Raw genomic sequence first — 19,928 nt, forward strand, 5'->3', positions numbered from 1 at the left:
ATTTGTTTTCTTCGATCTTCAGAAATATGTGACTTCGACGGACAAATGTCGAGAGTGAGGTTGCAAATTATCCATGATTCAATCGAATGATTTGGTCTCTGTGATGCGACAAAATGACACATCTTGACAGTTTGGGCCCGAAACAATTCATTCCATTTTCTTCTAATGTTACTTGCACATTTAGCTTAAGTTATTGTTTTTTAACGGTTTTAATTAGATTTCAGAAGGGCGTCGCTGCAACCATTTCTGACAGATTGTTTTTATTTCAACGCAGGCTCTTGTTCTTTTAGTATTCCATAGTGTAATTTCCGCACCAAATTGATCTGAATCATTTTTGATTTGCACGATCCATCTGGTCTTGAGCGCAATTTAATGCGAAAATTTAGACGGATTATTTTTGTGTGAATTGTCAAATAGACAAAAAAGCTATTAGAGACGGGAACTAATGATGGCTATTGTAAAAAATATTGTCGGTCTTATTGCTGCGATCGCAGTAACTGCGGCGACAATGGGGGTTGCGGTTGCAGCCCAGGGACAGGCAGAACCATGGCAATTTGGGTTTCAGGATGCTTTTTCTCCTGTTGCTCATGAAATGCATGCTTTTCATAATCTTCTGCTGGTGATTATTACCGCAATTTCACTATTTGTTTTGGCGCTTCTGATTTACGTCGTGGTTCGCTTTAATAGGAAAGCTAACCCAAATCCATCAAAGACGTCTCACAACACGCTGATCGAGTTTGTCTGGACAGTTGTTCCGGTTCTTATTCTGATCGGCATTGCGATCCCGTCTTTCAGCCTGCTCTACTATGGAGACAAGGTAGAAAAGGCAGACATGACCATTAAGGCAATCGGCTATCAATGGTATTGGGGCTACGAATATACTGATCATGAAGGGCTCGCATTCGATGCAGTTATGCTTGAAGAAGATCAGTTGAAGGAAGGTCAGCCCAGACTTTTGGCGACAGACAATACAATTGTTCTTCCCGTGGACACGAATATTCGTCTTTTGGTGACAGCAGAAGATGTTCTGCACGCGTGGGCGATGCCAGCGTTTGGTGTGAAAATTGACGCTGTGCCGGGCCGTATTAATGAAACATGGATGAGAATAGAAAAAGAGGGCATGTATTACGGTCAATGCTCTGAGCTTTGCGGCGCACGCCATGGCTTCATGCCGATTATGGTGAAGGCTGTCAGCAAGGAAGACTATGCAAAATGGCTGGTAAAGGCCAAAGAAGAATTTGCTGGAATTGCACCTGCGACCACTGTTGCATCTGCAGCATCAGTTACACAATAATCGGCTAGAGAGAGGCAAGAAAATGGCTTACACTGCAGCAGCCGCTCACGACGATCATACCCCTAAAGGGTGGAAGCGTTGGGTATACTCAACAAACCATAAAGATATTGGTACCATGTATCTGATTTTCGCGATTATCGCGGGAATTATTGGTGGTGCGATGTCTGTTTACATGCGTGCAGAATTGCACATGCCTGGTGATCAGTTTTTGGATGGTAATTTCCATTTCTTTAACGTGCTGGTGACCGGACATGGTCTGATCATGGTCTTTTTCATGGTTATGCCGGCGGTGATCGGCGGATTTGGTAACTGGATCGTGCCGCTAATGATTGGCGCGCCGGACATGGCTTTCCCGAGGATGAATAATATTTCATTCTGGCTGTTGCCACCTGCTTTGGGATTATTGCTGATTTCTATCTTTGTTGAAGGGCCTGCCGGTGCAAATGGTGTTGGCGGTGGCTGGACAATTTATCCGCCGCTATCTTCAACTGTTGGGCAGCCAGGAATGGCCGTTGATTTTGCGATCTTCAGTCTGCATATCGCGGGTGCCTCCTCTATTTTGGGTGCGATCAACTTTATCACTACAATTTTCAACATGCGTGCGCCTGGCATGACAATGCATAAAATGCCATTGTTTGTCTGGTCCGTTCTGGTAACTGCGTTTTTGCTTCTTTTGTCACTGCCTGTACTGGCTGGCGCGATTACCATGCTGCTAACCGACCGTAACTTCGGCACAAGCTTCTTCGCACCAGAAGGGGGCGGAGATCCGATCCTGTTCCAGCATCTGTTCTGGTTCTTTGGGCATCCTGAAGTGTATATTATGATTTTGCCGGGCTTCGGCATTATCAGCCAGATTATTTCAACCTTCAGCCGTAAGCCTGTATTCGGATATCTGGGAATGGCTTACGCGATGGTTGCTATTGGCGGGGTTGGCTTCATCGTATGGGCCCATCACATGTATACTGTCGGTATGGACGTGAATACACGTGCTTATTTCTTAGGTGCAACTCTGGTTATTGCGGTGCCAACCGGGGTGAAGATTTTCTCCTGGATTGCGACCATGTGGGGCGGCTCTATCGAGTTTAAAGCTCCAATGATTTGGGCACTTGGATTTATCTTCCTCTTCACTGTTGGTGGTGTAACCGGTGTTGTGTTGGCAAATGCCGGACTGGATGTAATCCTTCACGATACTTATTATGTTGTTGCTCACTTCCATTACGTGCTTAGCCTTGGCGCTGTGTTTGCGATCTTCGCAGGCTTTTACTACTGGTTTGGCAAGATGACTGGCTACACATACTCAGAGTTTCTCGCTAAGCTTCACTTCACGGTGACATTTATTGGTGTGAACCTGATCTTCTTCCCAATGCATTTCCTCGGACTTGCGGGTATGCCACGTCGTATCCCGGATTATCCAGATGCATATGCAGGATTTAACGCAATTGCTTCAATTGGCTCCTACATTTCTGCATTTGGTGTGCTGATCTTCATCTACACCGTCGTACATGCTTTCATGCGCGGCCAGAAAGCAGCAGACAATCCTTGGGGTGAAGGTGCAACTACACTCGAGTGGACACTGTCTTCTCCTCCTCCATTCCATCAGTTCAATGAACTGCCGGTTGTTAAATAAGTAACGGAGTAACTTGTGTCTGACACAAGCATTATACAGGATAACGCAGCCCGGACTGTCTATCAGACAGCCCGGGCCAGCGACTATTTTGCGCTTCTGAAGCCGCGGGTGATGTCACTCGTGGTTTTTACGGGGCTTGTCGGTCTCGTCGTGGCGCCAGGTGATTTACATCCTGTTTTGGCATTTACCGCTTTATTGTGTATTGCCGTTGGCGCTGGAGCGTCCGGGGCAATCAATATGTGGTATGACGCCGATATTGATCAGATTATGGAACGTACCCAAAATCGGCCTATTCCAGCAGGTAAGGTTACGGCTGGTGAGGCTCTGGGTATTGGTGTGGCTCTGTCTGTTGCCTCTGTTGTGTTGATGGGGTTGGCAGTGAACCTGGTTGCTGCAGCGCTGCTGGCGCTGACTATCGGGTTTTACATCTTTATTTATACAATGTGGCTGAAACGCCGGACGCCGCAGAATATTGTGATCGGTGGTGCAGCAGGTGCCTTTCCTCCGATGATTGGCTGGGCGGCTGTAACAGGCTCTGTCAGTATTGAAAGTCTGGTGCTTTTTGCGGTCATTTTCTTTTGGACACCTCCCCATTTTTGGGCTTTGTCTTTGTGGCGTGATATTGATTATGCGAACGCAGGGGTTCCAATGTTGCCGGTTGTTTCCGGGCGGGAAGCAACACGCCGGCAAATCGTGTTTTACAGCATACTGTTATTGCCGATAGGTGTGTCCCCATATCTTCTGGGGTTTGCGGGACCTGTTTATGGAGTAGGCTCTGCTCTTCTGGGCGCGATTTTCCTCTTCGGTGCTTTTAAAGTCTGGTTCAAGAAAGACGAGAAAAGTGCTAAGCAGCTTTTTGCTTTCTCATTGCTGTATCTATTCCTGATTTTTGCCCTTCTCCTGGGAGAAGCAATAGTGATGGGAATTGTATGATGGACAAAGACGAAGAAAAGAAACGTATGCGGACCAGAAACCTTGTCGTTGGCGGGATACTGGCTGCAATTGTCATTCTGTTTTACCTGATTACACTCGCGAAACTGAATGTAGGTGTTGTATGAGCACTTCAGATCGTAAATCAAAGAGGCTTGCTTGGACGCTTTGCGGCGTTGCGGTTGCTATGGTCGGCTTGGCCTATGCATCGGTCCCTTTATATGATCTGTTTTGCCGCGTAACCGGTTACGGGGGAACAACGCAAGTCGCTAGCGAGGAATCGGATGTGATTCTGGATCGCAAGATGACGATAGATTTCGACGCCAATACGGCGCGCGATATGGCTTGGGAGTTCAAGCCTGTAAAACGTAAAATGGAGTTGCAGGTGGGGCAGACGGCGATTGCTTTTTATGAAGCATATAACCCGACAGATAAACCCATTACTGGAACTGCTACCTTTAATGTCTCACCACAAAAGGTGGGTCAGTATTTTAACAAGATCGAGTGTTTTTGTTTCACAGAACAGACATTAATGCCTGGTCAAAAAATTGACATGCCGGTGACATTTTATGTTGATCCTGCGATCGACGAAGATGTAAATGCCGAGGAAGTCACAACTATTACGCTGTCATACACTTTTTTCGTCGCTGACAAAGAAGAGGAAAGTGATGCTGTGGATGAAACGGCCGCTGTGGGTATAACTACTTCAACGGTTAATTAAACAAGTATAGTCAATATTTTAAACGAACCGGGAAAAACCGGTAAGATTGCAGGAGTTAAAAATGGCAGATGCTCACGCTAAACAGCATGATTATCACCTTGTAGATCCCAGCCCGTGGCCAGCACTTGCGTCCGTTTCGGCGTTTGTTGCAGCCATTGGTGCAGTATTGTTGATGCATCAGGGGAACTATGCTGTTTTCACCATTGGGATGGTTCTATTGTGCTACACAGCATATGTCTGGTGGCGTGATGTTGTAAAAGAAGGTGAACATCAAGGGCATCACACCCCGATCGTTCAGTTGGGCTTGCGATATGGTATGATCATGTTTATCGCGTCCGAAGTTATGTTCTTTGTTGCCTGGTTCTGGGCGTATTTTAACGCAGCGCTATTTCCAACAGAAGCTGTTGGTGCCGTCTGGCCACCAGAAGGCATCGAGGTGTTTGATCCATGGCACCTGCCATTTGTGAATACACTTATCCTCTTGACTTCCGGTACGACTGTTACCTGGGCTCATCACGCACTGCAACACGGTGATCGTAAGGGACTTGTGCAGGGTCTTGTTCTCACAGTGCTTCTGGGACTGGTCTTTTCAGTGGTACAGGGATATGAATATTCCCATGCTGCTTTCGCATTTGATGATGGCATCTATGCTTCCACATTCTACATGGCAACCGGTTTTCATGGTGCCCATGTTATCATTGGAACTATTTTCCTGATTGTCTGCCTGCTTCGTGCAATGAAAGGCCACTTTACGCAAACACACCATTTCGGTTTTGAAGCGGCTGCATGGTACTGGCATTTTGTTGACGTCGTTTGGTTGTTCCTGTTCGTTGCCATCTACTGGTGGGGCGCAGCATAAGGATAACGGTGGTATCGATTGACCTTTGTAGCCAATCGTAAATATTCCCCTTTCCTTTTGGGCATCTCCTGCAAGTGCCCGGCCTGTGGAAAGGGGAAACTGTTTTCAGGTCAGTTTGACGTTTTGCCTGTCTGTGCAGAATGTTCATATGATCTAAAATCGTTAGACAGTGGAGATGTCTCCGCTGTCTTTATCGTTTTTATAACGTCCATAACTTTAATAGCTGCGTGTTTTTGGGTTCAGTTTGTGTTTTGGCCACCTGTATGGCTGCAGTTGATTATCTGGATCCCGATGTTGATTGCGTTGCCTGTTCTGCTCCTGAAACCCTTAAAGGGAGTTTTGCTGGCAATAGAATACAGCCGTAAACATACCGCAGAGGAAAAGACTTCAAAGTCATGAAAAACTTCAAGCCCGGGATAACTCCGACACTGATTACACTTCCATTGATCATCGTTTTGCTGGGGTTGAGTTTTTGGCAACTCAATAGATATCAGTGGAAAGTCGGATTGCTGGATAATATTCAGCAGCAACTTTCTGAAGACGCGACGGCGTTACCGTCGGTTAATATCGATCCTGAAAATTGGCAATATCGCCGCGTGTTTCTGACAGGGCGTTTTTTGCATGACAAGGAAATCCACCTGTTTGCCCATGCGGAAAAAGGGCAAAAGGGATTTCATATAATCACCCCTTTTGAACGAGCAGATGGAGCGGGGATCGTTCTTGTGAACCGTGGCTGGGTTCCGGAGCGTTTAAAAGACGCGGCAACTCGTCCCCAAGGAAATATTGAAGGGGATACGGAAATTTCAGGCATTGTCCGTAAAGCGTGGACGAAGAGTTATTCTTTTCTGCCCGATAGCGATCCTGAAAAAAATGTTTGGCTTTTTGGCGAGCTTGACCAAATGGCTGCACATTTAAATCTGGAGGTGGCTCCTGTTTTTGTTGAACTGGACGATTTGCCGGTGCCTGGTGGTTTTCCAAAAGGCGGACAAACCCGGGTTACTGTCCCGAACAACCACATAGAATATGCGATTACCTGGTTTGGATTATCAGGAGCATTGCTGGTAATATATTATCTTTATGGTCGCCGCAGGGCGATGAAAGATGTTCAGTGATGGCGGAAATTTTATCGGCATATAAACAGCTGGAAGAAAAGTTCCATAAAATTTCAACTCTTTCCGGAGCTGCCGCTATTTTAGGGTGGGACAACGCGGTCATGATGCCAGCTGGCGGCGCGGATGCGCGTGCGGAGCAGTTGGCAACTCTTGGCGTAATTAGTCATGAGATGTTGTGTGATTTGCAGGTGTCCGACCTTTTGGATGAAGCCGAAGATCAGCCGCAGAATTTATCCGCTTGGCAGTTGGCTAATTTGCGTGAAATGCGCCGGGATTGGAAACATGCTACCGCCGTGAGTTCCGATTTGGTGGAAGCGTTATCCAAAGCGACGTCAAAATGCGAGATGATCTGGCGGCAGGCAAGAGAAGATAATGATTTTGAAAGCCTTCGAAATAGCCTTGAAGAGGTTGTTCGCCTTACGAAAATACAGGCTGACGTGAAATCTGAGGCCTTTCAATTATCACCTTACGATGCGTTGCTTGACCAGTACGAGCCCGGCTGTTCTGAAGCGCAAATAGACATTCTGTTCGATGATCTGGAAGAGTTTCTGCCACCAATATTGCAACAGGTACTGGACCGTCAGGAGGGCGCTACAGCAGCAGTAGCCCCAAAGGGTCCATTTGATATAGAAAAGCAGAGGAAGCTGGGCTTGCATTTTATGGAAAAGCTTGGCTTTGATTTCAATCGTGGGCGTCTGGATATCAGTCATCATCCCTTAACGGAGGAATCCCCGATGATGTCAGATTGACCACCCGATATGACGAGGCTGATTTTACACAAAGTCTTATGGGCACTCTGCACGAAACCGGACATGCACTTTACGAGCAGAATTTACCTCTCAAGTGGCGGGGGCAGCCGGTTGGGTTGGCTCGCGGGATGGCGTTGCATGAGAGCCAGTCTCTATTGGTCGAAATGCAATTGTCCCGCAGTGAAGCCTTTCTTGAATACGCATATCCTTTGTTAGAGGATGTTTTTGGTGACAAATCTGAAGCGTGGTCATTTGAAAATATCAAAAAACTATATCATCGTGTTGAACGAGGATTGATCCGGGTCGATGCCGATGAAGTTACCTATCCACTTCATGTTATCCTGCGCTATCGACTTGAAAAACAGCTTTTAAGTGGTGATTTACCGGTAGCCCAATTACCGCAAGCCTGGAATGACGGGATGCAGCAGCTTTTGGGAGTTCGTCCCCAGACAGATAGTATGGGATGTCTGCAGGATATTCATTGGCCCAGTGGAGCAATCGGTTATTTTCCAACCTATACGTTGGGAGCATTATCCGCCGCGCAGTTTTTCACTGCTGCCAATGAGAAACTTCCCGAATTGACGCAGGATGTTAAAACTGGACGATTTGAGAAATTGACAAACTGGATGGCAGATAACATTCATCAAAGTGCCAGTTTCGAGACAACCGACGAAGTCTTGAAACGGGTAACAGGTCGCCCGCTGTCAACAGAAGCTTTTAAAAAGCATCTCATACAACGCTATTTGAAAGACTAGGGCTTATTAAATCAACAAAATAGGGTATAGAAGCAGTACGAAATATGATCGGGCGGTTAGAAAGCTTGAGCAAATTTGAAATCTGTTTCGCAAAGGAGAAATTAAGTGCGATACATCAGCACGCGTGGTGAAGCACCGGCATTGAATTTCGATGAAGTGGTTTTAACCGGACTTGCTCGCGATGGAGGGCTATATGTGCCCGAAACGTGGCCGCAATTTTCTGCATCGGAAATCAGATCACTGGCGGGTAAAAGCTACGCCGAAGTTGCTGCGCAGGTGTTGTATCCTTTTGTCGAAGGGTCCATTCCGCTGGAAACTTTTCAGGGTATGACTGAAAAGGCATATGGAACTTTCGCTCACAAAGCTGTCGTTCCCATATCGCAACTTGATGAAAATGCGTTCCTGATGGAATTGTACCATGGGCCAACATTGGCGTTTAAAGATGTGGCCTTGCAACTACTTGGATTGCTTTATGATTATCTGCTTGGGAAGCAGGGTAAACGGGTGACAATTGTCGGCGCGACATCAGGTGATACTGGTTCTGCGGCCATTGAAGCCTGCCGCGGCCGTGATGCTGTAGATATTTTTATTTTACATCCCAAGGGCCGTGTATCTGAAGTCCAGAGACGCCAAATGACAACCGTGCTGGACGATAATGTGCATAATCTGGCGATTGATGGAGATTTTGACGACTGCCAGGCTCTGGTAAAAGCCATGTTCAACGATCATGAATTTAGAGATACGTTGGGCGTATCTGCTGTAAATTCCATCAACTGGGCACGGGTGATGGCCCAGATTGTATATTACTTTACGACTGCAGTGTCTTTGGGCGGGCCAGACCGGGCGATTTCTTTTTCTGTGCCAAGTGGCAATTTCGGCGACGTTTATGCGGGGTATTGCGCTCACAAAATGGGGCTTCCCATTGAGCAGCTGATAGTCGCAACCAATCGCAATGATATTTTGTCGCGTTTCTTTAACGAGGGGCGCTATCGTAAAGAAGGTGTGAACCCCACGATTAGTCCCAGCATGGATATACAGGTATCCAGCAATTTCGAGCGCTTTTTGTTTGATCTATGTGCAAGAGATGCAGGTCAAATCCGTAACTTTATGGCACAGCTGGATGACGACGGTGGATTTGATGTGGACCCGCAGCAATTAAACTCTTCTATCTTCTCAGCAGGCTCGTGCAGTGAAGAGGAAACACTTGAAACAATTCGCCATACGCTTGCCACTAGTGCCAAGCTTGTTGATCCACATACTGCGGTGGGCTTGAAAGTTGCAGGCCAAAGACGCACATCAGTTACAGTACCTATGGTAACACTTTCAACAGCGCATCCAGCAAAATTTCCTGCTGCTGTTGAGAAAGCATGCGGACATTATCCACAGTTGCCAGAGCATATGAAGGATTTATTCGACGTGAAGAGCGGTTGGATGAACTTCCCAATGAACTGGTCACCATACAAAATTACATCCGGCAAAAATCCCGGATACTGAATTGATAGAGTAGAAAGTAAAATCTTGATGACACAGCAGATTACCACGCTGAGCAATGGTTTAAGGGTTGTCACTGACCCAATGCCACATCTTGAGACAGCCGCGGTAGGAGTTTGGGTTGATACAGGTGCCCGCCACGAAAGCAAGGATGTAAACGGGATTTCACATGTGCTCGAGCATATGGCCTTCAAAGGCACGAAAACGCGATCTGCGCTGGAAATCGCTGAAACAATTGAAGCAGTTGGCGGTCATTTAAATGCTTATACCAGCAGGGACCAAACTGCGTATTTCGCCCGTGTGTTGGAAAAAGATTTGGCGCTGGGTGTGGATATACTTGCAGATATTTTGCAAAACTCCACATTCGATGAGCAGGAATTGACTCGCGAAAAAGAGGTTATAGTTCAGGAAATTGGGCAGACTAATGATACGCCTGATGACATTATATTTGATCATCTGCAGGAAACTGCATTTCCCGAACAGGCGCTTGGCAGATCGATATTGGGGCCAGCGGAGAATGTAAGGTCTTTTAGCCGTGAGTTGATCTCCAACTATATGACGGAGCGCTACAAAGCTTCCAAAATGGTGTTGAGTGCTTCTGGCGCTGTCTCTCACGATGAATTGGTCGCTCTGGCGGAGGAAAAGTTTAGTAATCTGTCCAACGGAACAGAGCGGGAGTTTGAGCCTGGAAAATTCGTTGGCGGTGACTATCGTGAGCAACGGGAATTGGAGCAAGTGCATTTCACAATGAGTGTTCCTGGTGTTTCTTACGAGGATGAAGATTTTTACGCGAGCCAAATCCTGTCCGGGCTATTGGGCGGCGGTATGTCATCAAGGCTGTTTCAGGAGGTGAGGGAACGCCGGGGGCTGTGTTATTCCATTTTCTCCTTCGCGTCTTCTTTTTCCGATTGTGGTCTGTTCACTGTTTATGCAGGAACCGGAGAGGGACAGATATCCGAGTTAAGCACAGTCGTTGCCGATGAATTATTAAAGGTGAGCAAAACGGTTACCGAGGCGGAGCTTGAACGCGCAAAAGCCCAGCACAAAGCCGGTCTTTTGATGGGAATGGAAAGCCCAGCGTCACGGTGCGAAGCCCATGCACGTCAGATGTTGATATACGGGCGGGTTATTTCTCCTACGGAAATTGCTGGGCTGATCGACGAAATTTCGATTGAACGATTGCAGCGGTTGGCTGAACGATTGTTTGTCGGAGCCAAGCCTGCAGTTGCTTCTCTCGGACCGATTAAAAATCTTGAAACTTATGAGCGGTTTGCGGCAAGATTTAGCTGAGGGTTTGACTGAACTGACCCTTGTTGACGCAGGAATGAACAGGGATCATGCTACTCGAGAGTATTTGGAACAGAGACCGGAAGGATCAAATCGCCAGCGAGCGAATTTATCTGCGATCTCCTGTTTTGGAAGACTGGGAACAATGGTCAAGCTTAAGAAGTATCAGTCGTCAGCATTTAATTCCATGGGAGCCAAAATGGACTGCGGACAGTTTGACCAAGCGCAGTTTTAAAAACCGTTTGAGGCGTTATGCTGCGGATGCACGTGCAGATTCCGGTTATGCTTTTTTCATTTTCCGCAATCAGGACCACCAGCTGATCGGTAGCATTACTCTTAGCAATATCCGCCGCGGAGTAGCGCAGACAGGCACGATAGGATACTGGACTGGCCTTCCCTTCGCCCGAAAAGGGTATATGCATGAAGGGCTGACTGCGCTGATACCCGTCTTATTTGACCATTATTCCTTGCGCCGGCTGGAGGCTGCTTGTCTTCCGGAGAACATTCCAAGCGCTACTTTGCTTGAAAAGGTTGGGTTCACAAAGGAAGGATATGCAAGGGAGTATCTTTGCATAAACGGAAAATGGCACGACCATTTGCTTTTTGCGATGATTAAAGGTGATGCGGTTTTGAAGCGGATACAACCGAGTAATAACAGCTGATTGCTTCAGGCGTGACCGATATCCCCTGACAATGCCCCTGGGTCAACTCCAAGCTTTCTGATGGCTGTTTGCCACTTGATACTGCTGCGATTACCAAAAACCAGATCACTGTCAGCATCGACAACCAGCCAGCCATTTTCCTGAATTTCTTTTTCCAACTGCCCGGGCCCCCAACCAGCGTAGCCAAGTGCTAGCAACGTGTTTTCAGGGCCGCTACCGCTAGCCAATGATTTGAGCATGTCGACAGTTGCGGTCAGGGCAATTTCCTTATCGATCAGGATTGACGTTTCATGAATGATGTCGGTTGAGTGTAATAAAAAACCTCTTTCTGACTCAACAGGCCCACCAAAATGTATTTTTTTATCAGTAAAGTCGGCGGTTAAAGGTATCTCAAGCTGTGCAAACAGGTCTTCAAAGGATATAGCGTCCAGATCCTTGTTCAGCACAATTCCCATGGCACCATCCTCACCATGGGCACAGAGCAAAATTATAGCTTTTTGAAAGCGAGGATCTGGCATGGTTGGCATGGCAATAAGGATTTGTCCTTCCAGATACCCGTTATTCACATCGTTATTATTGTTCCCCATGATATAACTCATCGCTTAACAGATTAACTCGACTTAACTCAATTGTGATCAAAGTTCCTCATAGAAGAGGTTATACTTCCACAAAGCGGAGCTCATTGACATTATCTGGTGAGAATTATTCAAAAATGAAGTCAAAGATCTTATTTTTTTCGATCGCAAAGGTAATTTGCTCAGTCTTTCTGACCGTTTGGGGGCATATTGCCCTCGCCAACACCGGAAGTGGCTGGGTTGAAACAGATGTCAGCAGATCGCGCCTCGTCTTTGCTGGACCTGAAAAAGCCGGCAGTGAAAAATTACTGATTGGTTTGCAGGTGCAGTTGAAAGAGGGGTGGAAGACCTATTGGAGAAACCCCGGCGATTCTGGTATACCGCCCAAATTCAATTGGCAGGGGTCCGAAAATATTGCACGGGTGAAGGTAAACTGGCCCATACCGGAAAACTTTGAGAGTTTTGGATTTCGGACATGGGGATACGATAGGGAAGTAATATTTCCTGTAATTATTACACCCAAAAAACCGTCAGAAGCTGTCAATGTCCAACTTCAGTTTGCTTTTGGCGTTTGTGCCGATGTTTGCATTCCCTTTGAACAGACGTTTTCATTGGCAATACCTCATCAGGCAAAAGCAAACAATGATGACAGAGACCAAGTGTTAAACTACCTGAAAATCAGTCCAACTCCTTTGAAAAACTCAAACAAAGTTGATGCGATTACGGCACGTGCAATCGATAGCGAACAGTTCGAGCTAAAGCTTCAGAGCAGCACAACATTGTCTGATCCGATCGTCATACTGGAGGGGGAGGATGGTGATGTTTTCACCGTGAGGGAGGTGAGCATAGGAGCCAGTCATCAGCAGGCACGCTTTATCATTGCTGCGGATACTGATCGAAAGTCACCTAGCCTTTCCGGCAGAGTATTGTTCGCAACTGTTTTTGATAAAGACTGGGCAGTTGAGACAGTTGTCAGCATTGATTAAACTTATATGTATCGTAACTTGATTTTACCGTTTGCATGATCAAGTATGGATTATTCAAACTCCTCCAAATACTGAAACAGGGAATATAAAATGACTATCTCAATCGGCGACCAAATTCCAGCAGTGGACTTGATGGAAATGACAGAGAGCGGCCCTGCAAAGGTGTCAACGTCCGACATTTTTTCCGGAAAGAAAGTTGCCATGTTTGCTGTGCCAGGAGCTTATACACCAACATGTTCAGCCAAGCATTTGCCTGGCTTCGTTGAAAATCTGGATGCTTTGAAGGCAAAAGGTGTCGATGAAGTCATCTGCCTATCTGTCAACGATCCGTTCGTTATGGCTGCTTGGGGTAAAGCACAGGATGCATCTGGTGTTCGTATGATGGCTGATCCGGATGCTGCACTGACTAAAGCGATGAACGTTGAATTTGACGCGTCAGGCGCTGGTTTGGGCGTTCGCTCTCGCCGTTACTCCATGCTTGTTGAAGATGGTAAAGTTACTCAACTTAATCTTGAAGAAACTGGTGGTTTTGAAGTTTCGGATGCGCAGACCTTGCTGGGTCAACTTTAAAAAAACTGATGAAGGAGGGGGATATCCTCCTCCTTCACTTGTATTTTTCCATACCCTGATTGGCAAGTTCATCTGCCTTTTCATTACCGGGATTGCCGGCGTGACCTTTCACCCAATGCCAGCGAACATCGTGACGTCGGATTGCTGCGTCCAGCTCCATCCATAAATCCTGATTTTTAACCGGTTTTTTGGCAGCAGTTTTCCAGCCGTTTTTTTTCCAATTTACCATCCATTTGGTAATGCCATCGCGTACATAAGTACTGTCTGTATGTAAATCGACGCTACTTTTGCGTTGAAGGGCGTTTAAAGCATTTATCGCGGCACTTAATTCCATTCGATTATTTGTAGTTTCGGCGGCTCCGCCATAAATCTCTTTTTGCTTGCCTTTATACTCCAGAAGGGCACCCCAACCGCCCGGCCCCGGATTCCCTGAACATGCGCCGTCTGTATAAATTGTTACCGCTGTATCGGTCAAAATCTCACCTGAATCGTGTGCTTACATTCAATGTTGAAACGCAGCATAGCTATCCTTGCAAAACAGTCAGTAAAATATTTGCATTTTAACTGAATTTTAGGTGCTTGCAGGCAGGATGAGAAATCTGTGATGTATTAAGGATACCAGGAGCGCGCGTTTTATCATGTCAAAAAAGATGTTTTCTGCTGAGATCAAGCAACTCAAAAACGGGATTTCTGGTAATTCGGATGGTGAAAATCAGGGCGGGGGTATAAGTCAGGAGCAATATGAAGAATTGCTGGAGGCCATTAACTCTGTAAAAGCCGATATCGCGGAAAATGCTTCGAAGGTTGAAGAAACACCTCAGTCCATGAGCGAAAAAATGCTCGAGGACTTCAAAAAAGAATTTGCAGACTCACTAGAGCTTAAGTCGGAACTTGAAGAATTGTCTCGAGTTATCATGGATACGCGCCGGGAGATAACTTCAATCAATTCTAATGATAAAGGCGCGAAAATTCACGCGATGACAGATCAGCTTGATGCTGTTGTTGCCGATACAGAGACAGCAACTAATGAGATTCTTGCCGCTGTAGAGACGATTGAGGATAAGAATGAAAGTCTTGAGTTGAATGCAACGGACCCCGATGAGCTGGAAATTACAGAGACGATCAGCAAGGCCGTGATGAAAATATATGAAGCTTGTAACTTTCAGGACATTACAGGACAGAGAATTTCCAAAGTTGTAGGAACGCTTAAATTTGTCGAAGATCGTATTCAGGCCATGATTGAAATTCTTGGCGGCGAAGATCAGCTCAGTGCACTTGAAGGTATCGAGCAGGAAATTCAGAAAGATGGCGACATTGAACTGAGCGGTCCGCGTGCGGAAGGTCAGGAAATTTCACAGGATGAAATTGACGCATTGTTTGACTAAGATGTTAAACCGTAAGCGCTAACAGATGTTACGTCCTGATGGAATCTGATTTTTTTAAGATATTCTGACGGATCTTTCGGTTTAACCAAGGCGCCATCAACCTGATTCAGCCAATCAAATAATCTGGTGAGGTAAAATCTCATGGCAGCCCCTCTGCAAAGGAGTGGCAAGGCACCTAATTCCTGAACAGAGATTTCCCTTCTTTTTTGGTAAGCGTTTAATAACTTGCGCGCTTTTGTAATATTGAAGCTGCTATCTGTTTCGAAACACCAGGCATTCATACAGATCGCCAAGTCATATGCCAGAAAATCGGTGCAGGCGAAATAGTAGTCAATTACACCGCTTACTGCGTTATTGAGGAAAAAGATGTTGTCCGGAAATAGATCAGCATGAATAACTCCGGTGGGCAAATCCTGAGGCCAGTGCAATTCCAAAAACTCCAGCTCAGATTCAATTTCTTTTAGTTCAGCTGTTGAAAACTGGCCCTCGGCATTTGACGCTTTGCATCTATTGAACAGATTGCGCCAACTTGTGACATCAAGAGCATTATTACGTGTCAGCTTGAAATCTTGTGCCGCAAGGTGAAGGTCTGCAAGTGTATCGCCCAAAAGCGCACAATGGTCAGGCGTGATCCGGCGAATGGAACGCCCTTCCAGAAATTGAATAATGGCAGCAGGACGCCCTGCCACTCTCGTAAGTGACTGTCCTGATTTGGTCGCAATTGGTGTGGGGGAGACAAAGTTTTTTGCCGCCAGATGTTCCATCAAGCCCAGAAAAAACGGTAAATCATTTTCTTCCACACGTTTTTCGTAAAGCGTTAAAATGTAGAAACCAGCTTCCATGTGAAGTAAAAAATTTGAGTTTTCTACACCTTCGGCAATGCCCTTGCAGGACAGAACTTCGCCCAGATCATACTGAAGCAATAAGTCGTCGAGCTCTTCGTCCGAAATATCGGTATATACCGCCATGTTGCTGCCTGCTGGTGTTTAATTAGTTTTCTAGGACGCGAGGGAGCTTGAACGTGACATGTTCTTCGCTGGTGACGACTTCCTCGACCGAAACAGTGTAATGCGCTGAAAAGGCATCCACAACTTCTTCAACAAGAGTTTCCGGAGCAGAAGCGCCGGCTGTAATGCCGATGTTCTTACAGTTTTGCAACTTCTCCCAAGGTATGTCTGATGCGCGCTGAACAAGGCTTACATTTTGGCATCCACTCTTTTTCGCCACTTCAACCAAACGCATGGAGTTGGAAGAATTGGGGGCGCCTATAACAAGCATACCGTCACAGTGGCTTGCAAGCTGTTTCACAGCAGCCTGCCGATTTGTCGTAGCGTAGCAGATATCTTCTTTTTTGGGGGAGGCAATATCAGGGAAACGGGATCGCAATGTTTCCACGATATCGCGCGTTTCATCGACGGATAAAGTTGTCTGCGTAAGGTAAGCGAGTTTGGCCGTGGGGTTTTGGGGCTGAAATTCTTTTGCGTCTTCCACCGTCTCGACCAAAGAAATCCGTCCATCTTCAAGCTGCCCCATTGTCCCAATGACTTCAGGATGCCCGCGGTGCCCAATCAAGACAATTTCCATGCCATCCTTTTCATGCCTTTCGGCTTCGCGGTGGACCTTGCTGACAAGAGGGCAGGTTGCATCAATGTAAAACATATTCCGCCGTTCAGCTTCTTGCGGAACGGCTTTTGCAACGCCGTGGGCAGAAAATATCACGGGGACGTCTTTGGGAACATCGGAGAGTTCGTCGACGAAAACGGCTCCCTTTTTCTCAAGATTTTCAACTACGTAGCGGTTATGAACGATTTCATGGCGCACATAGACAGGAGCACCATATTTTTCCAGCGTTCTTTCAACTATTTGAATCGCTCGGTCGACGCCGGCACAAAACCCGCGAGGGGCTGCCAGTAACAGTTTTAAGTCCGGTGCGCTCATTACATGAAACCTATTTTCAATTTTGCCTAAATATCGCAGTTGCTTGCTAAATTTGTTAAAGCAAAAGCCTTGGGTTGCTAAAAAAAACTGGGCATCCTAAATTCGGCGGATTAGTACATCAAAATTCTACTGATTACCAGTGCAGACGCAATAGATGCTTGGATCCTGCATTGAAAAGAAATGGAAAATCGTAATGAAGTCGGTCTTAAAATTGATTGCTGCACTTTCGATACCGCTGCTTGCTGGCGCCTGCAGTACGGATTTTGGTACAGATATTTTCAGCATGGAAGAGCGGGTGCTGCCCTGTCCGACAGTTTCAATTTTACCTGGAGCCGAGACTATAACGGTTTTCAGGGAAGGGCCAGGCCGTGATCTTGTCGATGTGACCTTTGAAGGTTCAATTGAACCACTGAAAGGCGAATGCCTTTATGAAGATGATGATAGCCTGATTGTGGCTGAGCTATTTCTGCAGCTCAATGTGGTGAAAGGACCTGCGTCCAATTCCAACAGCGTAAAATTGCCCTTTTTTATTTCAATTGTTGATCGCGATAAGAAGATTCTTAGCAAGCGAGTCTTTGATAGTCCGATTGAAATTCCAGAAGGTAAACGTCGCGGTGCTGCACTTGAGGAAATGATTCATAGAATTCCTGTGTTAAGCGGACGTGACGGGCGTGACTATACGATTGTTCTGGGTTTCCAGCTAACTGCGGAGCAGCTTGAATATAATCGCCAGAACAACTAGAGAAAGCCTGCTGTGAAGCGGGCTTTCTCCAATTAGAGACTTTTATACGACTTTTCTGACTTCCTCGAGGAAATGCCCAACATTGGTCTCCAGTGCGCTGGATTTTTCCTGAAGCTGGTTTGCCTGTTCAAGTAAGTCGTTGCTGGTTCCGGATGTACTGGCAGAAGTGGTTTCCACAGATGAGATATTTTCAGACACTGTCTGGGTGTTTTGCGACGCGCTTTGAACACTTTGTGAAATTTTATGCGTAGCTGAACCTTGTTCTTCGACAGCGCTTGCGATCATTGCAACGGCATTGCTGATGTCTTCGATAGAACTGTTAATAGTGTCCATTGAATTTACGGCATCACCGGTCGCCTGCTGAATATCGATAATCTGCTTGCTGATATCCTCTGTGGCTTTTGCTGTTTGGTTCGCCAGATTTTTAACTTCATTGGCAACAACTGCAAAACCTTTACCTGCATCACCAGCTCGTGCAGCCTCAATGGTCGCATTGAGCGCCAGAAGATTGGTCTGCCCTGCAATATCTTCGATCAGCTTTACGACTTCACCAATTGATTGTGCTGCTTCTGCCAAGCCTTTAATCCGTTCGTTTCCGCTATTGGCCGTTTCTTTAGCGGTAGCGGTATTGGAAAGAGAGCTTTTGATCTGGCGACTGATTTCCTGAATGGACACTGACATTTCTTCAGCAGCGCTAGCGACGGTTTGAACACTTTGTGATGCATTCTGCGCTGCGGTGCTGACGGTTTTTGCCTGGGTGGCAGTGCCAGCAGCGCTGGTAGATAATGTATTGGCTGAATTCTGCAGGCTTTGAGATGCGCTTGCAATGCCACTTGAGACGTCACCGATCTGTGCTTCGAACTCCTTAATGATGTCGCTGAACATTTGAGTTCGGGTTTCAAAAGCTTGGGTGCAGGCGTTTATTGACTGAGCCGTTTGCTGGAATGAACCTGACATATCCGTATCGATAATTCTGCGATGATATTTCTGGTCCGCGACATGTTGCATGGAAGCTGCGGCTTCGCGAAGGAACGCATCCACTCGATCAGCAAGCTCGTTTATAGATAACTGCAGTGGTGCGAGTGGGCTTGCATCATCAATGTGAAGCACACGTTTATCAAAATCCCCTTCAGAGAGTTTTTTGCATATAAATGCAGTTCCCTGAATTTCTTCCATGAGTTCAGAGGACAGGCTGCTTCCTTCAGCACCTGCGAATTCTGCAGCACGTGATTCCAGCATTAACCGAATATTGTCTCGCTCCTGACTGGCTTTTTTGCCTTTTGTGTAAAGGGCTACAACTAATATTGCAGCAAACCCAATACCTGTCGCGAATAGCGCCAGAGAATACGTCAAGTCGTCATTGGTGTAACTGAAACCCATGTATATGGCTGCCGTTATCACAACAGCGACAATAGTGGGAAGTAGGTTTTTAAAGAGAGAAAATCCAGCGCCCATAGTCGCCTCCTTCGTCTGTTATGAATTTTGTAAGCATATCCATACTCGCGTTAAGTCCGTCTTTGGGCGAGCTGGCAGCTTTTTCCGCATTGCGGAGTTTTTGGTAAAGTGGGGTGATGACATCCTGAATGATTTGCTTGTTTGGAGCGCGGCGGTTGGAGTGATAGCCGCTTATGCTTCCAGTGCTGTCAAAGGATGGTGTCACATGGGCCAGTACCCAATAATGATCTCCGTTTTTACAGAAATTAATAACATAAGCGAAAATTTCGTTCCCGGACCCGATCTGGTCCCACATGAATTGAAAAACAGCTCGTGGCATGTCGGGGTGACGAATCACGTTATGCTGTTTGCCTAAAACTTCTGCTTCTTCGTAATCAGATATATCAAGAAATTTTCTGTTCGTGTAAGTGAGCTTTCCGCTGAGGTCGGTTTTACTGACAATAATTTCTTTTTCATTGAGAAAGCGCTCAACGCCTGTTGGGGGGGATGCGTTTTTCATTAACTTGTTACCATTATATGTGAAATGCGGAATGCGCATACGATGCTTCCATTCATTTTGTTATGGCCCTGAATGGTTAACACAGGGTAACCAAATCCATTTTATTGATCGGAAATTCGTTAATTTCCCACCATAAACTTCAATTAGCGGGCCTTGGTGTTTGACAGAACAAAATGCTTGGCTATGATCGGCCCCTCATACAGAAGATCCCTGCGGGAGAGTCAGTTCATTCTGACGCCGAAGGAGCAACCACCCCGGAAACTCTCAGGCACCCGGACCGCAGGAGGATGA

At 46.4% G+C, this 19,928-nt stretch carries 22 protein-coding genes, 1 pseudogene and 1 riboswitch; of the genes and pseudogenes, 17 read left to right on the forward strand and 6 right to left on the reverse strand.

Going from position 1 to position 19,928, the window contains the following annotated elements; genetic code table 11:
• The first annotated feature begins 448 nt into the window (after positions 1-448).
• The 13 genes and pseudogenes from coxB to JCM23214_RS06035 all read left to right on the forward strand — a co-directional run bounded on the left by coxB (position 449) and on the right by JCM23214_RS06035 (position 11,487).
• On the forward strand, positions 449-1,294 hold the full coding sequence (gene coxB, locus JCM23214_RS05980; RefSeq protein ID WP_025898141.1) for a cytochrome c oxidase subunit II: 846 nt from the start codon (positions 449-451) through the stop codon (positions 1,292-1,294).
• Positions 1,295-1,316: 22 nt separating this feature from the next.
• Positions 1,317-2,921 (forward strand): cytochrome c oxidase subunit I, encoded by a 1,605-nt coding sequence (ctaD, locus tag JCM23214_RS05985; RefSeq protein ID WP_025898142.1) that lies wholly within the window; start codon positions 1,317-1,319, stop codon positions 2,919-2,921.
• A gap of 15 nt (positions 2,922-2,936) precedes the next feature.
• A complete protein-coding gene (gene cyoE / locus JCM23214_RS05990) occupies positions 2,937-3,854 on the forward strand; it encodes a heme o synthase (RefSeq protein WP_025898143.1) in 918 nt (305 codons plus the stop codon).
• A complete protein-coding gene (locus JCM23214_RS25875; protein ID WP_267879382.1) occupies positions 3,851-3,979 on the forward strand; it encodes a cytochrome c oxidase system small membrane protein in 129 nt (42 codons plus the stop codon). Before cyoE ends, JCM23214_RS25875 begins: the two co-directional genes overlap by 4 nt.
• Positions 3,976-4,572, forward strand: a complete 597-nt coding sequence (locus JCM23214_RS06000; RefSeq protein WP_025898146.1) for a cytochrome c oxidase assembly protein — start codon at positions 3,976-3,978, stop codon at positions 4,570-4,572. The genes JCM23214_RS25875 and JCM23214_RS06000 overlap by 4 nt, the downstream gene beginning before the upstream one ends.
• Positions 4,573-4,633: 61 nt before the next feature.
• On the forward strand, positions 4,634-5,431 hold the full coding sequence (locus JCM23214_RS06005) for a cytochrome c oxidase subunit 3 (RefSeq protein ID WP_025898147.1): 798 nt from the start codon (positions 4,634-4,636) through the stop codon (positions 5,429-5,431).
• A gap of 57 nt (positions 5,432-5,488) precedes the next feature.
• Positions 5,489-5,830, forward strand: coding sequence for a DUF983 domain-containing protein (locus tag JCM23214_RS26525; protein ID WP_369405888.1), 342 nt, complete (start codon positions 5,489-5,491; stop codon positions 5,828-5,830).
• The gene (locus tag JCM23214_RS06015; protein WP_025898150.1) at positions 5,827-6,543 is read left to right on the forward strand and encodes an SURF1 family protein; all 717 of its coding nucleotides are present in this window, start codon (positions 5,827-5,829) and stop codon (positions 6,541-6,543) included. Before JCM23214_RS26525 ends, JCM23214_RS06015 begins: the two co-directional genes overlap by 4 nt.
• On the forward strand, positions 6,543-7,292 hold the full coding sequence (locus tag JCM23214_RS25880) for a gluzincin family metallopeptidase (protein ID WP_199899348.1): 750 nt from the start codon (positions 6,543-6,545) through the stop codon (positions 7,290-7,292). Before JCM23214_RS06015 ends, JCM23214_RS25880 begins: the two co-directional genes overlap by 1 nt.
• Positions 7,289-8,047, forward strand: coding sequence for a gluzincin family metallopeptidase (locus JCM23214_RS25885; protein WP_199899349.1), 759 nt, complete (start codon positions 7,289-7,291; stop codon positions 8,045-8,047). Before JCM23214_RS25880 ends, JCM23214_RS25885 begins: the two co-directional genes overlap by 4 nt.
• Before the next feature lie 105 nt (positions 8,048-8,152).
• Positions 8,153-9,546, forward strand: a pseudogene (gene thrC, locus JCM23214_RS19385) (threonine synthase).
• Between the two features lie 22 nt (positions 9,547-9,568).
• Positions 9,569-10,828, forward strand: coding sequence for a M16 family metallopeptidase (locus JCM23214_RS06030; protein ID WP_025898151.1), 1,260 nt, complete (start codon positions 9,569-9,571; stop codon positions 10,826-10,828).
• 47 nt (positions 10,829-10,875) lie between these two features.
• Positions 10,876-11,487 carry a GNAT family N-acetyltransferase gene (locus JCM23214_RS06035; RefSeq protein WP_025898152.1) on the forward strand — a complete coding sequence of 204 codons (612 nt, stop codon included), beginning with the start codon at positions 10,876-10,878 and terminating at the stop codon, positions 11,485-11,487.
• Positions 11,488-11,492: 5 nt separating this feature from the next.
• Here JCM23214_RS06035 and JCM23214_RS06040 read toward each other — a convergent pair whose 3' ends face one another.
• Positions 11,493-12,074, reverse strand: coding sequence for a YqgE/AlgH family protein (locus tag JCM23214_RS06040; RefSeq protein WP_037492975.1), 582 nt, complete (start codon positions 12,072-12,074; stop codon positions 11,493-11,495).
• A gap of 125 nt (positions 12,075-12,199) precedes the next feature.
• Here JCM23214_RS06040 and JCM23214_RS22190 point away from each other — a divergent pair, with 125 nt between their 5' ends.
• Together JCM23214_RS22190 and JCM23214_RS06050 are read left to right on the forward strand one after the other, a co-directional pair.
• Positions 12,200-13,048: a protein-disulfide reductase DsbD domain-containing protein gene (locus JCM23214_RS22190; protein ID WP_025898156.1), complete on the forward strand. Its 849-nt coding sequence runs from the start codon at positions 12,200-12,202 to the stop codon at positions 13,046-13,048.
• A gap of 90 nt (positions 13,049-13,138) precedes the next feature.
• Positions 13,139-13,618 carry a peroxiredoxin gene (locus JCM23214_RS06050; RefSeq protein ID WP_025898161.1) on the forward strand — a complete coding sequence of 160 codons (480 nt, stop codon included), beginning with the start codon at positions 13,139-13,141 and terminating at the stop codon, positions 13,616-13,618.
• 34 nt (positions 13,619-13,652) lie between these two features.
• On the opposite strand, the gene rnhA is transcribed toward JCM23214_RS06050, so the two are convergent.
• On the reverse strand, positions 13,653-14,096 hold the full coding sequence (gene rnhA / locus JCM23214_RS06055; protein ID WP_439646374.1) for a ribonuclease HI: 444 nt from the start codon (positions 14,094-14,096) through the stop codon (positions 13,653-13,655).
• A gap of 160 nt (positions 14,097-14,256) precedes the next feature.
• On the opposite strand from rnhA, the gene JCM23214_RS06060 reads away from it, so the two are divergent.
• On the forward strand, positions 14,257-15,003 hold the full coding sequence (locus JCM23214_RS06060) for a protein phosphatase CheZ (protein ID WP_025898165.1): 747 nt from the start codon (positions 14,257-14,259) through the stop codon (positions 15,001-15,003).
• Here JCM23214_RS06060 and thrB read toward each other — a convergent pair.
• Complete coding sequence (gene thrB, locus JCM23214_RS06065) at positions 15,000-15,971, reverse strand: homoserine kinase (RefSeq protein ID WP_025898166.1); 972 nt, start codon at positions 15,969-15,971, stop codon at positions 15,000-15,002. The two genes, JCM23214_RS06060 and thrB, sit on opposite strands and share 4 nt — an antisense overlap.
• Before the next feature lie 22 nt (positions 15,972-15,993).
• The gene (ispH, locus tag JCM23214_RS06070) at positions 15,994-16,941 is read right to left on the reverse strand and encodes a 4-hydroxy-3-methylbut-2-enyl diphosphate reductase (protein WP_025898167.1); all 948 of its coding nucleotides are present in this window, start codon (positions 16,939-16,941) and stop codon (positions 15,994-15,996) included.
• A gap of 193 nt (positions 16,942-17,134) precedes the next feature.
• On the opposite strand from ispH, the gene JCM23214_RS22195 reads away from it, so the two are divergent.
• Positions 17,135-17,683 (forward strand): hypothetical protein, encoded by a 549-nt coding sequence (locus JCM23214_RS22195; protein WP_148301779.1) that lies wholly within the window; start codon positions 17,135-17,137, stop codon positions 17,681-17,683.
• A 42-nt stretch (positions 17,684-17,725) separates the two neighbouring features.
• Here the strand turns inward: JCM23214_RS22195 and JCM23214_RS06080 are convergent, their stop codons facing one another.
• Positions 17,726-19,138, reverse strand: coding sequence for a methyl-accepting chemotaxis protein (locus tag JCM23214_RS06080; protein WP_051548046.1), 1,413 nt, complete (start codon positions 19,136-19,138; stop codon positions 17,726-17,728).
• A complete protein-coding gene (locus JCM23214_RS06085) occupies positions 19,113-19,637 on the reverse strand; it encodes a PAS domain-containing protein (protein ID WP_025898171.1) in 525 nt (174 codons plus the stop codon). The genes JCM23214_RS06080 and JCM23214_RS06085 overlap by 26 nt, the downstream gene beginning before the upstream one ends.
• Positions 19,638-19,840: 203 nt before the next feature.
• Positions 19,841-19,927, forward strand: a riboswitch (glycine riboswitch).
• Position 19,928 lies beyond the last annotated feature (1 nt).

The organism is Sneathiella glossodoripedis JCM 23214 (assembly GCF_000616095.1).
Taxonomy (GTDB): Bacteria; Pseudomonadota; Alphaproteobacteria; order Sneathiellales; family Sneathiellaceae; genus Sneathiella; species Sneathiella glossodoripedis.

Excerpts from the sequence above, each read along its gene's own strand:
- JCM23214_RS06040 (WP_037492975.1), bottom strand. The coding sequence starts at position 12,074 with ATGGGGAACAATAATAACGATGTGAATAACGGGTATCTGGAAGGACAA.
- JCM23214_RS25875 (WP_267879382.1), top strand. The coding sequence starts at position 3,851 with ATGATGGACAAAGACGAAGAAAAGAAACGTATGCGGACCAGAAACCTT.
- JCM23214_RS22195 (WP_148301779.1), top strand. The coding sequence starts at position 17,135 with ATGAAGTCGGTCTTAAAATTGATTGCTGCACTTTCGATACCGCTGCTT.
- JCM23214_RS06000 (WP_025898146.1), top strand. The coding sequence starts at position 3,976 with ATGAGCACTTCAGATCGTAAATCAAAGAGGCTTGCTTGGACGCTTTGC.
- ctaD (WP_025898142.1), top strand. The coding sequence starts at position 1,317 with ATGGCTTACACTGCAGCAGCCGCTCACGACGATCATACCCCTAAAGGG.
- ispH (WP_025898167.1), bottom strand. The coding sequence starts at position 16,941 with ATGAGCGCACCGGACTTAAAACTGTTACTGGCAGCCCCTCGCGGGTTT.
- JCM23214_RS06005 (WP_025898147.1), top strand. The coding sequence starts at position 4,634 with ATGGCAGATGCTCACGCTAAACAGCATGATTATCACCTTGTAGATCCC.
- JCM23214_RS22190 (WP_025898156.1), top strand. The coding sequence starts at position 12,200 with ATGAAGTCAAAGATCTTATTTTTTTCGATCGCAAAGGTAATTTGCTCA.
- JCM23214_RS06050 (WP_025898161.1), top strand. The coding sequence starts at position 13,139 with ATGACTATCTCAATCGGCGACCAAATTCCAGCAGTGGACTTGATGGAA.
- JCM23214_RS25880 (WP_199899348.1), top strand. The coding sequence starts at position 6,543 with ATGGCGGAAATTTTATCGGCATATAAACAGCTGGAAGAAAAGTTCCAT.
- JCM23214_RS06060 (WP_025898165.1), top strand. The coding sequence starts at position 14,257 with ATGTCAAAAAAGATGTTTTCTGCTGAGATCAAGCAACTCAAAAACGGG.
- coxB (WP_025898141.1), top strand. The coding sequence starts at position 449 with ATGGCTATTGTAAAAAATATTGTCGGTCTTATTGCTGCGATCGCAGTA.
- JCM23214_RS06080 (WP_051548046.1), bottom strand. The coding sequence starts at position 19,138 with ATGGGCGCTGGATTTTCTCTCTTTAAAAACCTACTTCCCACTATTGTC.
- thrB (WP_025898166.1), bottom strand. The coding sequence starts at position 15,971 with ATGGCGGTATATACCGATATTTCGGACGAAGAGCTCGACGACTTATTG.
- JCM23214_RS06035 (WP_025898152.1), top strand. The coding sequence starts at position 10,876 with ATGCTACTCGAGAGTATTTGGAACAGAGACCGGAAGGATCAAATCGCC.
- JCM23214_RS06030 (WP_025898151.1), top strand. The coding sequence starts at position 9,569 with ATGACACAGCAGATTACCACGCTGAGCAATGGTTTAAGGGTTGTCACT.
- JCM23214_RS06085 (WP_025898171.1), bottom strand. The coding sequence starts at position 19,637 with ATGAAAAACGCATCCCCCCCAACAGGCGTTGAGCGCTTTCTCAATGAA.
- JCM23214_RS06015 (WP_025898150.1), top strand. The coding sequence starts at position 5,827 with ATGAAAAACTTCAAGCCCGGGATAACTCCGACACTGATTACACTTCCA.